The organism is Thioalkalivibrio halophilus (assembly GCF_001995255.1).
Lineage (GTDB): Bacteria > Pseudomonadota > Gammaproteobacteria > Ectothiorhodospirales > Ectothiorhodospiraceae > Thioalkalivibrio > Thioalkalivibrio halophilus.
Genome location: NZ_MUZR01000003.1, coordinates 49325 through 61847 on the forward strand (window position 1 = coordinate 49325; position 12523 = coordinate 61847).

A 12523-nucleotide genomic window follows, 5' to 3' on the forward strand; every position below is an offset into this window, starting at 1 on the left:
GGGATCAGCCGTCCTTCTGGACAGCGACCGGGGAAGCAGGACTGGGTTAAAAGAAATAGTGTCACGCGTTCGCTCTTGGCGAGGGCCGTCCGGCCCCGGCGCCTGAGGCGCGGGCCGGAGCGGTGGATGATTCGTGGCGGCGTACGCCCGAAACGGGGTACCGCCAGCGGGCAATGTAGGATACAAGGCCCTGCCGCGGCAAGTTTTTTGCTACTTTATGATGACGGACGGCAGGATCCGTTCTGTTCCCCGGGTGAGATCGTCGCGGCGTCGGCAAGCACGGCGCGCATGGCCGCGGGCAGGGGACTGCGGTAGCATTCCGCGCATGAAATCCCGATCTTCCGACGCCGGCGCTTCCGGCCCCCGCGAGCTGGTGGTGGGCGAGCGCGCCGACGGCCAGCGTCTCGACAATTTCCTGTTGCGCGAACTCAAGGGCGTGCCGCGGAGTCTGCTCTACCGGCTGATCCGCAAGGGGGCCATCCGCGTGGACGGCCGGCGGGTCAGCGCGCGCCAGCGCCTGGCCACGGGCTCGAAGGTCCGCGTGCCGGACCTCGAGCGTCCGCAGGAGACCGGGACCCCGGATGTGCCGCCGAAGGTGCTGGAACGCCTGCGCGGGGCGATCCTGTTCGAGGACGACGACTACCTGGTGCTGGACAAGCCCTCGGGTCTGGCGGTGCACGGGGGCAGCGGTCTGCCCTTCGGGATCATCGAGGCGATGCGGGTGTTGCGGCCGGATGCGTCGCTGGAACTGGGTCACCGCCTGGACCGCGAGACCTCCGGGTGTTTGGTGCTGGCCAAGGGGCGCGAGCCGCTGCAGGCCCTGCACGAAGCCCTGCGCGACGGGCGCGTGGACAAGCGTTACCTGGCGTTGCTGGTCGGCCGCTGGAAAGATGATCAGCCCATCCATTGCGATGCCCCGCTGGGCGCGGATCGCGGCGACGACGGGCGCCGTCGCATGTCCGCGGCGGGCGACACCGGCGGACGCCAGCGCGCGGCGAACAGTGTGTTCATGCCGCTGGAAGCCCATGGCGCCTTTCAGCTGGCCGAGGTCCGCATCGGCACCGGACGGACCCACCAGATCCGGGTGCATGGCCGCGAGATCGGTCATCCGGTCGCGGGCGATCACGAGTACGGCCTGCCGGATGCCAATCGCAGGCTGCGTCAGCTGGGCCTCGAACGCCTGTTCCTGCATGCCCAGGCGCTGCGCTTCGAGGACGGAAGGGGCGAGGAGCGGATCTTTTCCGCTCCCATGCCGGACGAACTGCAGCAGGTGCTGGAAAATCTGGACACGGCGGACACGACGACATGAAGGCAACGGGCACGGATACGCAGGTGGCATTGCTTCCGCCCGACACCGGGGAGCTCCGCCTGGTGGTCTTCGACTGGGACGGGACGCTGATGGACTCGCCGCGGCGCATCATCCATTGCCTGCGCCGCGCGGCCCGCGAGCACGGCCTTCCCGAGCGCGAGGAAAGCGCGCTGCGTGGCATCATCGGGCTGGGGGTGCAGGCGGCGGTACGTCAGCTCCATCCCGAACTGGACGATGCCGGGATACAGGCGTTCGCCGCGAGCTACCGCCAGTGTTACCTGGAGGCCACGGATGCCCCGGACGAGCCGCTTTACGCCGGCGTGGAGGCGCTGCTGGAGGACCTGGACCGGCGCGAGATCCTGCTGGCGGTGGCCACGAGCAAATCCCGCGCCGGGCTCGACCGGACGCTGGCGGCCAGTGGACTGGGCCCCCGCTTCGTGGCCACCGTGACCAGTGACGAGCAGCCGTCCAAGCCCGGCCCCGCGATGCTGGAGGACCTGTTGCGGCGTACCGGGGTCGCCCGCGAGCGGGCGCTGATGGTGGGCGACAGCATCTACGATCTGCAGATGGCGCGGGCGGCCGGGGTACGGGCAGTGGGGATCACCCACGGGGCCCACTCGGATGCGCGCCTCGCCGCCGAGGAACCGGCGGCGCTGGTGCCGGACATTCCCGCGCTGCACCGCCGACTGATGGAACCGTGACGGACCGCGGCTAGAAGAGGACGAACGAGATGGGATGGTCGAAAGACGACAAGCCGGGCTGGGAACGTGAAACCCTGGAGAACCTGGTCCAGGCGCAGGTCATCGAACAGCGCCGCGCGCGCCGTTGGGGCATCTTTTTCAAGATCCTGCTGTTCGCCTATCTGTTCGCCCTGCTGATCCTGGTGCGGGGCGACGGCTTCGACAGCTGGTTCGAAACCGACAGGAAACCCTCGGAACACGTGGCCGTGGTGGACGTGGACGGCATGATCGCGGCCTCGGCCCGCGCCAATGCGGAGGACCTTACCCGGACGCTCAAGCGGGCGTTCGAGGATGACGGCACGCAGGCGGTGATGCTGCGCATCAACTCCGGTGGCGGCAGTCCGGTGCAGGCCGGGATCATCCACGACGAACTGCTGCGCCTGAAGGAGGAACACGAAGACATCCCCCTGTACGCGGTGATCGGGGACATCGGGGCTTCGGGCGCGTATTACATCGCGGTAGCGGCCGACGAGATCTACGCCGACCGCGCCAGCCTGGTGGGCTCCATCGGCGTGCGTCTGGACAGCTTTGGCGTGGTGGACCTGATCGACAACATCGGTGTCGAGCGCCGGCTGTTCACCGCGGGCGAGAACAAGGCCTTCCTCGACCCGTTCCTGCCGCTGGAGCCGGACCATGTGGATCACATGGAAGGCCTGATCACGGACGTCCATCAGCAGTTCATTGATGTGGTCCGTGCCGGACGCGGCGAACGTCTGGACGAAGACGCCGATATTTTCAACGGGCTCACCTGGACCGGCGAACGGTCCGTGGAGCTCGGGCTGACCGACGGTCTCGGCAATCCGCGCAGCGTGGCTCGCGACGTGATCGGAATCGAGGAAATGGTGGAATTCCGTCCGCGCCGCACGCCCATCCAGCTGTTCCTGGAGGACCTGGGCACGGTGGTGATGCAGCAGGTGCTGAATCTGGAATCCACGCCTCAGTGGCGATGAGCCGGCGAACCGGAACCCGGCAGGGGCTGGGCCGCCCCGCGGACTCCATGTCCGGCGGGCGCGCGCCTCAGTCGCTGGTGTCGATGCGCGTGACGCGCGCGATCATGCCGACGACCGGGTGATCAAGATAGAACAGGTCGTCGCCCGAGTTCATCCGCTGATGCCCCCGGACGGCAATGGCGGTATCCCCGGCGGTCGCGTCATGGAAGATCAGGTCGGTCTCCAGATGCAGGAAACGACCGACCCAGACCCGCAGGCGGCCTTCCAGTTCGTGACGTTCCTCTGCCGGTTCCTGCAGGATCGGTGAGACCGGACCACGATCGTCGTACAGCGGCGTGCGGCGGTCGAGCGAGCGTCCCTCACTTACCGTCAGCCACGGCGTGGAGGCATGGTCCCGGCCGCGCTGGTCCCACGCGAGGGTTGCAATCAGGCGGCTGTCGCGATCGTCCTCGATGCGCCGGACCACATGGCCGAGGTCGAAGCCCCGGCGCGAACGCCGGTAGGTCCCTTCGCCGATCGGGCCGGAGCCGGGAGACGGCTGCAACGCGGCCCCCGTCGTTTCCAGCAACCGGCGGCTTTCTTCGGTCAGGTGCTGGAAGATCACCAGCTCGATGCGGTACTCACGCCCGACCTGGGCCAGCGCCGGAGCGGCGGGCACCAGCCAGGGCAGGGCCACCAGCGCGCCCAGCAGCCGGCGCCGACCGGGGCTGTGCGGACCGGACCGGACGTCGGTCGACGGGGACTCGCGATGTTTGCGTGACATTCAGGCCGCCTCCTGGTTGCGGCTGATGGTGTTCAACAGGCGGTGAACCGCCTCGGTTCGGGCTTCCAGCGTCTCCATGCTGCCATGGAAGTGGAAGGCCTTCTGTCCGTCCAGACGATACCCCTGCGGGTCCGACTGCACCAGTTCCACCAGGGCGCCGATGTCCAGATCGGGATCCGTTCCAAAGACCAGGCGACCGCCGGCCGGCCCCATCTCCAGCTTGCGGATGCCCAGAGGGGTCAGCCGCAGGCGCAGGCGCGCCGCCGCGAACAGGGTGCGCGCCGGGTCCGGGAGCAGGCCGAATCGGTCGACCAGCTCCACTTCCAGATCGCGCAGGGCTTCCTCGGAATCGGCGTTGCTGATCCGTTTGTACAGGATCAGCCGGGTATGCACGTCGGGGACGTATTCGTCCGGCAGCAGCGCCGGCATTCCCAGCTCGACCTCGGTGCCGGCGGGCTCGGGGGCCTCCAGCTCGGGCATCTTGCCGGAGCGCAGGGCGTTCACCGCGCGGTTGAGGAGGTCGTTGTACATGTTGAAACCGACCTCGGTGATCTGCCCGCTCTGTTCGTCGCCCAGCAGCTCCCCGGCGCCGCGGATCTCCAGGTCGTGCGAGGCGAGGGTGAAGCCGACCCCCAGGTCCTCCAGCGAGGCGATCGCCTCCAGACGCTTCTTCGCGTCCGCGGTGAGGCTCTTCCACGGCGGGGTCAGGAGATAGGCGTAGGCGCGATGATGCGAGCGGCCGACGCGGCCGCGCAGCTGGTGCATCTGCGCCAGACCCAGCTTGTCGGCGCGGTTCATCACGATGGTGTTGGCGGTGGGCACGTCGATCCCGGTCTCGATGATGGTGGAGCAGACCAGGATGTTGTAGCGACGGTGATAGAAATCGAGCATCACCTGTTCCAGCTCGCTCTCGCGCATCTGGCCATGCGCCACGCCGACCCGCGCGCCGGGCAGCAGTTCGCGCACCTGCGCGGCGGTCTTGTCGATGGTGTTGACCTCGTTGTGCACGAAGTACACCTGTCCGCCGCGCCGGATCTCGCGCAGGCAGGCCTCCTGGATGACCGCGTCGTTCCATTCGTTGACGAAGGTCTTCACCGCCAGGCGCTCGCGCGGCGGGGTGGTGATGACCGACAGGTCGCGCAGGCCGGCCAGCGCCATGTTGAGCGTGCGCGGTATCGGCGTGGCGGTCATGGTCAGCATGTCCACCTGCGCGCGCAGCTTCTTCAGGGCCTCCTTGTGGCGCACGCCGAAGCGCTGTTCCTCGTCGACGATCACCAGCCCGAGGTTCTCGATCTTCAGATCCTTCTGCAGCAGCTTGTGAGTGCCGATCACGATGTCGACCTTCCCTTCGCGCAGGCCCTCGAGCACGGCTTCCTGCTGTTTGGCCGAGCGGAACCGCGACAGCGATTCGATCTGCACCGGCCAGTCGGCGAAGCGGTCGATAAAGTTCTGGTGATGCTGCTGCGCGAGCAGAGTGGTGGGCACCAGCACCACCACCTGCTTGTGGTTCTGCACCGCGACGAAGGCGGCACGCATCGCCACTTCGGTCTTGCCGAAGCCCACGTCGCCGCAGATCACCCGGTCCATCGGTTGATCCGCAGCCATGTCGGACAGCACCGCATCGATCGCCTGCTGCTGGTCGAGGGTCTCCTCGAACGGGAAGCCGGCGGCGAAGGCGTGATATTCGGGGGTCTCGGTCTCGAACACCGTGCCCTGCGTTGCGGCCCGGCGGGCATGGATATCCAGCAGCTCCGCGGCCACGTCACGCGCCTTCTCCGCAGCCTTGCGCCGGGCCTTGCTCCATTGCTCGCTGCCGAGGCGGTGCAGCGGGGCGTGTTCGGCATCGGCCCCGGCGTAACGGCTGATCAGGTGCAGCGAGGAGACCGGCACGTACAGGCGCGCGCCATCGGCATACTCGAGGGTGAGGAATTCGGAGGGCTGGCCGTTGATCTCCATGGTCTGCAGGCCCAGATAACGGCCCACGCCCTGTTCCTCGTGCACCACCGGGGCGCCAATGGTCAGGTCGGAGAGGTTCTGGATCACCGCGTCCGCGTCGCGGGTAGGGCGCGCCCGCCGCCGGGTCTGGCGTGCGCGCTCGCCCATCAGGGCGGATTCGGGGACCACGATACGGTCATCCGGCAGCCGGAATCCTGCCGCCAGTGTACCGACGGTCACGTGCAGCCCCGGTTCGCTCGCGAGGAAGTCCTCCCAGCCAGCCACCGCATGATGGTCCAGGCCGTGATCCCGCAGCAGGGTCAGCAGGGCCTCGCGGCGTCCGGCGGACTCGGTGGTCACCAGCACACGCGGGCCTCCGGAGAGCACGTCCTGCAGCCGCCGCGCCGGGTCGTCGCGGGCGGGTTCCAGGGCCATGTCGGGGTGATCCTCGCACTGGAATCTCACCTCGCGCCCGCGCCCGGCGGGCAGGGGAGCGGGGTTGGCTCCCAGGGCGAGCCCGGACGTGTCCCCCAGTGCTCCGGCCAGCGCCTCGGGGTTGAGATACAGCTCGTCCGGAGGGAGCAGGGGCCGGTCCACCTGATGACGCAGCTGGTCATAGCGCTGGAAGACCTCGTCGGCGAACTGTCCGGCCGCTGTGGCGATGTCGCCCACCTGCACCACGCGGGCCTGCGGGCAGTAGTCGAACACCGTATCCAGCGCTTCGAAGAACAGCGGCAGATAGGATTCGATGCCCGGCGGCACAAGTCCTTCCGAGATGTCGCGATAGATCGGGTGGCTGCCGGGATCACCTTCGAAACGGGTGCGGTAGCGGCTGCGAAATTCCCGGATCGCCTCTTCATGCAGCGGAAATTCGTGGCTGGGCAGGATCTCGAGGCGCTCGGTGGTCTCGGTGGAGCGCTGGGATTCCGGGTCGAAATGGCGCAGCGAGTCGATCTCGTCGTCGAGGAACTCGATGCGCACCGGCTGTTCCGCGCCCATCGGGAACAGATCCAGGATCTCCCCGCGTACCGCGAATTCGCCGTGGCTGATCACCTGCTGTACCGGGTTGTAGCCCGCCTGAACCAGGTCCTCGCGCAGCTGCATGCGGTCGAGACGCTGACCCTTGCGCAGCGCGATGCCCTGTTCCGCCAGCCACTGGCGCGGGGGCAGGCGCTGCATCAGGGTGGCGACCGGCATCAGGATGATGCCGCGCTCCAGACCCGGCAGACGGTACAGGGTGCGCAGCCGCTCGGAGATGATGTCCTCGTGGGGCGAGAACACATCGAACGGCAGGGTCTCCCAGTCCGGCAGGCGCAGCAGAGGGATATCCCGCCCCGCGGTAAAGAACGACCATTCCTCTTCCCACTGGTCCGCGGCCTCGTTGGACTCGGTGATGACCAGTAGCGGATGAGGGAAATCCTGCACTGCCTGCCCCAGTGCCAGCGTGCTGGCACTGGGGCCCAGGCCGGTCCAGGTCTCGAACCCGGAGCGGGGAAGGCGGCCGGGATTCAGGGGGTTGCGCAGTTCTTCGGACATGCGGTGTGAAGCTTTCGGAATGGCGGACGCGGCATTATACGGATTCCGCGCTTACGATTCCGGGTCGATGTAGCGCTTCAGGATGGGGTCGTAGGCGTCGATGCGCCGGTCCCGCAGGAACGGCCACATGCGCCGGACGGTGTCGACGCGGGCGATGTCCAGGGTAAACGCCAGGACCTCGGGCGCGTGCTCGCCGGCGCGGGCGAGGAATTCGCCCTGCGGGCCGGCCACAAAGCTGCTGCCCCAGAAATGGGCGCCGGCAGACGCGCCCGACGGGTCGCGTTCGTGCCCGGTGCGATTGCACGCGACGAGCGGCAGACCGTTGGCCACCGCGTGCCCGCGCTGAACCGTGATCCAGGCTTCGCGCTGGCGTTCGCGTTCGTCCGGGGGATCCTCCGGATCCCAGCCAATGGCGGTGGGATAGATCAGTACCTCGGCTCCGGACAGGGCCGTGATCCGGGCGGCTTCGGGGTACCACTGGTCCCAGCAGACGAGCACGCCCAGCCGGCCCACGGAAGTATCGATCGGCCTGAAGCCGGTATCTCCGGGGGTGAAATAGAACTTCTCGTAATAGCCCGGATCGTCGGGGATGTGCATCTTGCGGTACGTGCCCACCAGGCGCCCGTCGCTTTCCAGCACCACCGCGGTGTTGTGGTAGAGGCCGGGTGCGCGGCGCTCGAACAGCGACCCCACCAGCACCACGCCGTGGCGCCGGGCGATCTCGCCGAGGCGGCGGGTGGAGGGGCCGGGGATCGGCTCGGCGCGATCAAAGGTCGCGGCGTCCTCGGTCTGGCAGAAGTAGGGGCCGGTGTGCAGCTCGGCCAGCACGACCAGCCGTGCGCCACCGGCCGCGGCCTCGGCCACCGCGTCCTCGGTAACCTGCAGGTTGGCGTCGACGCTGCCGGCATCGCGATGCTGGACCAGTGCGGCCTGCAGGGGCGCCCGGCGATCGGGACGGGGTGCGGCGGTCATGCGTTGGCGGCTTCGTCTTCCTCCGGGATGCCGAGGGCGCCCCGCGGATAATGCATGGTCAGACAGTGCAGACTGCCACCCTGACGCAGTACCGCACGGGCGTCCAGCAGCAGGACGTCGCGTCCGGGAAAGGCCTCGGCCAGACGTTCGCGGGCCACGGCATCGGCCGGATCATCGTGCGCCGGCACCAGCACCGCACCGTTGAGCAGGACGAAATTGGCGTAGGTGGCCGGCAGGCGCCGGCCGGCATGCTCCAGGGGCCGCGGCCAGGGCAGAGGGATCAGGCGGTAGGGCTCGCCCGAGGCCTGATGCAGTACCTCGAGCTGACGCTCCATCGCCGCCAGTTCCGCGTAGTGCGGGTCGTCGGGGTCGTCGCAGTGCTGGTAGGCGATGGTGTCCGGGGCGCAGAAGCGCGCCAGGGTGTCGATGTGGCCATCGGTGTCATCGCCTTCCAGGTGGCCGTGTTCCAGCCAGAGGATCCGCCGGGCGCCCAGGTGCTGGCGCAACGCGGCCTCGATGGTTGCATCGTCGAGTTCCGGATTGCGGCCGGCGTGGCGCAGGCAGGAGCGGGTCACCAGAAGGGTGTCCTGACCGTCACTCTCGATGCTGCCCCCCTCCAGCACCAGGGGGACGTCCTCCACCGGGCTGGTGCCGAAGACCCCCTGCGCGGCGAGGGCGGCGGTGATCGCATCGTCCCGGTCGGCCGGATATTTGCCGCCCCAGCCATTGAAGGTGAAATCCAGCAGATGTGGCCGACCCTGGTGATACACCGTGATCGGGCCGTAATCGCGCGCCCAGGTGTCGTTGGAGTCGGCGAGCGCGAACCACAGACGGTCGCTGCGGATACCGGCTTCCACCAGCAGCCCGGAAAAAGACTCGATGTGTTCGGGATCACGGGCCACGATCAGGACCGGTTCGTACTGGCTGATGGCGGCCGCAAGCCGGGCGAACACCGGCTCGACCTCTTCCAGGCTGTCGGCCCAGTCGCTGTCCGCATGCGGCCAGGTCAGCTGAATACCCGCATGCGGCTCCCATTCCGCCGGCAGCCGGCGGATATTTTCGTGTCCGGTTTCCAAGGCGGCGTCAGTCGTCGTTGCCGTGCACGATGGTGTGGATCACCCAGCGATCCTCGAACACCACCGAAAAGCGGCCGTAGTCCCAGCGGGTGATCGGTGGCTCGCCCACGGTCGGATGCCGGGTTGCCGGCTCGCCGTAACGGCCGCGTACCGTTTCCTTGGTCTGCCCGCGAGTTGGCACGCTCTCGCGTTCCTTGATGGTGAACGAACCGTCCTCGAGCCGCAGGATGTCGGCCTGGGCGGTTCCGGCAAGCCCCGCGCCGCCGGCGAGAAGGAGGGCGGCAAGCACTCCGGTCGCACGGTGGATCGGGGATCGGGAGGCAACGCGTTTCCCTGGCATGGCCATGTCTCCGTCTGGATGTGGGTCCCGGGGTCGGACCGGGCTGGCTCGCACTTATAGTAGGGGAATATGGGATTTTGTGCATCCGCGTTGCGGCCCTTGCCGGTAGAACCACTACCGGCTGCGTACCGCGCCTTGTCTCGGAAAACCCGGGGTGCCGGCCAGAGCGTGTACATCGATCGGTGTTTCTTCGGGGGATGGGCGGACGTTCGCAGTTCTGGCATGCTTGCGGGATGTTCCGACCCCTGTCCGTTGCGATCGGCCTGCGCTATACGCGCGCCAAACGTCGCAATCATTTTATTTCGTTCATCTCCGTGGTCTCGATCCTTGGCCTGATCCTGGGCGTGATGGCGCTGATCACGGTGCTGTCGGTGATGAACGGCTTCGAGAAGGAGCTGCGCGAGCGGATCCTCGGCATGGCGTCGCACGCCACGCTGGAGGAGAGCCGACGGGCCCTGGCGGACTGGGAAAGCGTGAAGGAACGCGTGCTCGCCGTCGACGAACGCGTGCTGGCCGCGGCCCCCTACGTTCAGCGCGAGGCCATGCTGAGCGCACGCAACCGGATTTCCGGCGGCATGATCCGGGGAGTGGATCCGGCACTGGAACTGGAAGTGGCACCGATTGGCGAGCACATGGAGGAGGGTGCGCTGGAACAGCTCGAAGGCGGCGCCTACCGCATCATTCTGGGCCGCGAACTGGCCGCGGAACTGCAGGTGCGGGTGGGTGAATCGCTGATCCTGATGGCCCCGCAGGCGAGCGTGTCTCCCGCCGGGGTAATGCCGCGCATGCGGCGCTTCGAGGTGGTCGGGCTATTCGAGGTCGGCATGTATGAATACGACCGGGGTACGGCCTTCATTCATCTGGACGACGCCCGCGCGGTGTTCCGCACCGGCGAGGATGTCTCCGGGCTGCGCCTGCGCGTGGACGACATGATGCAGGCGGGCCGGATCGCTCAGGACCTGACGCGCGAACTCAACGGCGCCTATTTCATCTCCGACTGGACCCGGCAGCATGCGAATCTGTTCCGGGCGATCCAGATCGAGAAGATGGTGATGTTCATCATCCTGTCGCTGATCGTCGCCGTGGCGGCCTTCAACATCGTGTCCACGTTGATCATGCTGGTCACCGACAAACAGGGCGATATCGCGATCCTGCGCACCCTCGGGATGCCGCCCTCCGGCATCATGGCGGTATTCGTGGTCCAGGGGATGGTGATCGGTCTGTTCGGGATCCTTCTGGGGACGGCGGCGGGTGTTGCGCTGGCGCTCAACATCGACGTGGTGGTGCCGTTCATCGAACAGGTGACCGGGGTCGAATTCCTGTCCGCCGATGTCTATTACATCAGCGATTTGCCATCGGAACTGGATCCGGCGGATGTGCTGCGCGTGGGCGGGGTGGCGTTCCTGCTGACCGTGCTGGCGACCCTGTTCCCGGCCTGGCGCGCGGCACGGACTCAGCCGGCGGAGGCGCTGCGCCATGACTGATCACGACGTGCATGCAACGGTACTGGAGGCGCGGGGTCTGGAACGCCGCTTTCGCGACGGCAAGCTGGACGTGACCGTGCTCGGCGGGGTGGATTTCACCCTGGAGCCCGGCGCGCTGGTCGCGATCATCGGCGCCTCCGGCAGCGGCAAGAGCACGCTCCTGCATCTGCTCGGCGGCCTGGACCGTCCGACCGCCGGCGAAGTCCGGCTGCTGGGCACGCCCTGGTCCGGGATGAGCGAGGCCCGGCGCGGGCGCCTGCGCAACCGGCATCTGGGCTTCGTGTACCAGTTCCACCATCTCCTGCCCGAGCTGACGGCGGCCGAAAATGTCGCCATGCCGCTGCTGATCCGCCGGACCCCGGGGCCGCAGGCACGCCGCGAGGCGCTGCACTGGCTGGAACAGGTGGAGCTGGGTGATCGTGCGGAGCACAAGCCCGCGGAGCTTTCCGGTGGCGAGCGGCAGCGCGTTGCCATTGCCCGCGCGCTGGTGACACGCCCCTCGGCGATCCTCGCGGACGAGCCAACCGGCAACCTCGACCAGGAACGGGCACAGCACGTCTTCGCTCTGCTGCGGGAGATGAACCGCGCCACGGGCACGGCGCTGGCCCTGGTCACCCACGACACCACGCTGGCCGCGCAGATGGACCGTTCGGTTCACCTGGTCAAGGGCCACCTGCAGGGTAACGGCGACTGAGGGAAACACTGATCAATGCGGGCGCGAACGGTCGTCGTCGCCGGAACGCGTGCCGGAAGCCTGCGAGTCCGCTTGCCGTTCGACGGCCTTCGTCTCGCGTGATTCCCGCGGCGCTTCCGGATCGACCGGGCTGCGGGAGAAGACCTCGCGCAGCTCGGCCTCGCGCTCGCGCCGCTGGCGTGCGAGGTACCGCCGATGGCGCACGCGCTGGATCACGTTCAGGCGCCACAGACCCCGCACCAGCAGATAGCCGGCCAGTCCTGCCGCCACGCCCAGTACCAGTGACCCGGTCATCAACGGCTTCCACACCGTCAGCATCTCGGTGGCGAACCATTCCCAGGTGATCTCGGTGCTGAATTGGCGCGGTTCTTCGCCCAGGAGCTTGCGGCCCACGGTATAGGCCGTATACAACATGGGGGGCATGGTCACCGGGTTGGAAATCCACACCAGGATGACCGAGATGGGCAGGTTGACCCGGGCCAGAATGGCGATCGCACCCGCGATCAGCATCTGCATCGGGAGTGGCAGGAAGGCCACGAACAGCCCCACGGCAAAAGCACCGGCCACGGAGCGGCGGTTGAGATGCCACAGATCCGGCGAGCGCAGGCGGGGCCCCAGCGGGGCCAGCGCACGGTGTCCCCGCAGGCGGTCCATGCCGGGGAACAGCTTCTTGATGATGTGTCGGGCCATGGTCTCGGGTTCGACTCCTGCCGGCCTTGCGCGT

General features: G+C 67.8%; 11 protein-coding genes. 5 read left to right on the forward strand and 6 right to left on the reverse strand.

Annotated elements, in window-relative coordinates:
* The first annotated feature begins 325 nt into the window (after window positions 1-325).
* Genes B1A74_RS00965 through B1A74_RS00975 form a run of 3 tightly spaced genes read left to right on the forward strand, consistent with a single transcriptional unit; the run spans window position 326 to window position 2999 of the window.
* Window positions 326-1309: an RluA family pseudouridine synthase gene (locus tag B1A74_RS00965; protein WP_018945960.1), complete on the forward strand. Its 984-nt coding sequence runs from the start codon at window positions 326-328 to the stop codon at window positions 1307-1309.
* The gene (locus B1A74_RS00970; protein ID WP_018945961.1) at window positions 1306-2010 is read left to right on the forward strand and encodes an HAD family hydrolase; all 705 of its coding nucleotides are present in this window, start codon (window positions 1306-1308) and stop codon (window positions 2008-2010) included. The genes B1A74_RS00965 and B1A74_RS00970 overlap by 4 nt, the downstream gene beginning before the upstream one ends.
* Before the next feature lie 29 nt (window positions 2011-2039).
* The gene (locus B1A74_RS00975) at window positions 2040-2999 is read left to right on the forward strand and encodes a S49 family peptidase (protein ID WP_018945962.1); all 960 of its coding nucleotides are present in this window, start codon (window positions 2040-2042) and stop codon (window positions 2997-2999) included.
* 67 nt (window positions 3000-3066) lie between these two features.
* Here B1A74_RS00975 and B1A74_RS00980 read toward each other — a convergent pair whose 3' ends face one another.
* Genes B1A74_RS00980 through B1A74_RS01000 form a run of 5 tightly spaced genes read right to left on the reverse strand, consistent with a single transcriptional unit; the run spans window position 3067 to window position 9570 of the window.
* Window positions 3067-3762 (reverse strand): CsiV family protein, encoded by a 696-nt coding sequence (locus B1A74_RS00980; RefSeq protein WP_018945963.1) that lies wholly within the window; start codon window positions 3760-3762, stop codon window positions 3067-3069.
* A complete protein-coding gene (gene mfd, locus B1A74_RS00985; protein ID WP_077243511.1) occupies window positions 3763-7233 on the reverse strand; it encodes a transcription-repair coupling factor in 3471 nt (1156 codons plus the stop codon).
* Window positions 7234-7284: 51 nt separating this feature from the next.
* Window positions 7285-8205 (reverse strand): carbon-nitrogen hydrolase, encoded by a 921-nt coding sequence (locus B1A74_RS00990; protein WP_018945965.1) that lies wholly within the window; start codon window positions 8203-8205, stop codon window positions 7285-7287.
* On the reverse strand, window positions 8202-9281 hold the full coding sequence (locus tag B1A74_RS00995) for an agmatine deiminase family protein (RefSeq protein ID WP_077243512.1): 1080 nt from the start codon (window positions 9279-9281) through the stop codon (window positions 8202-8204). The genes B1A74_RS00990 and B1A74_RS00995 overlap by 4 nt, the downstream gene beginning before the upstream one ends.
* A 7-nt stretch (window positions 9282-9288) precedes the next feature.
* Window positions 9289-9570: a hypothetical protein gene (locus B1A74_RS01000; RefSeq protein ID WP_018945967.1), complete on the reverse strand. Its 282-nt coding sequence runs from the start codon at window positions 9568-9570 to the stop codon at window positions 9289-9291.
* Between the two features lie 284 nt (window positions 9571-9854).
* Here B1A74_RS01000 and B1A74_RS01005 point away from each other — a divergent pair, with 284 nt between their 5' ends.
* A complete protein-coding gene (locus B1A74_RS01005; protein ID WP_018945968.1) occupies window positions 9855-11105 on the forward strand; it encodes a lipoprotein-releasing ABC transporter permease subunit in 1251 nt (416 codons plus the stop codon).
* Entirely contained in the window at window positions 11098-11799 is a 702-nt protein-coding gene (locus tag B1A74_RS01010) for an ABC transporter ATP-binding protein (RefSeq protein ID WP_018945969.1), read from the forward strand. Before B1A74_RS01005 ends, B1A74_RS01010 begins: the two co-directional genes overlap by 8 nt.
* Before the next feature lie 12 nt (window positions 11800-11811).
* On the opposite strand, the gene B1A74_RS01015 is transcribed toward B1A74_RS01010, so the two are convergent.
* Window positions 11812-12489, reverse strand: a complete 678-nt coding sequence (locus B1A74_RS01015) for a DUF2062 domain-containing protein (protein WP_018945970.1) — start codon at window positions 12487-12489, stop codon at window positions 11812-11814.
* Window positions 12490-12523: the final 34 nt, after the last annotated feature.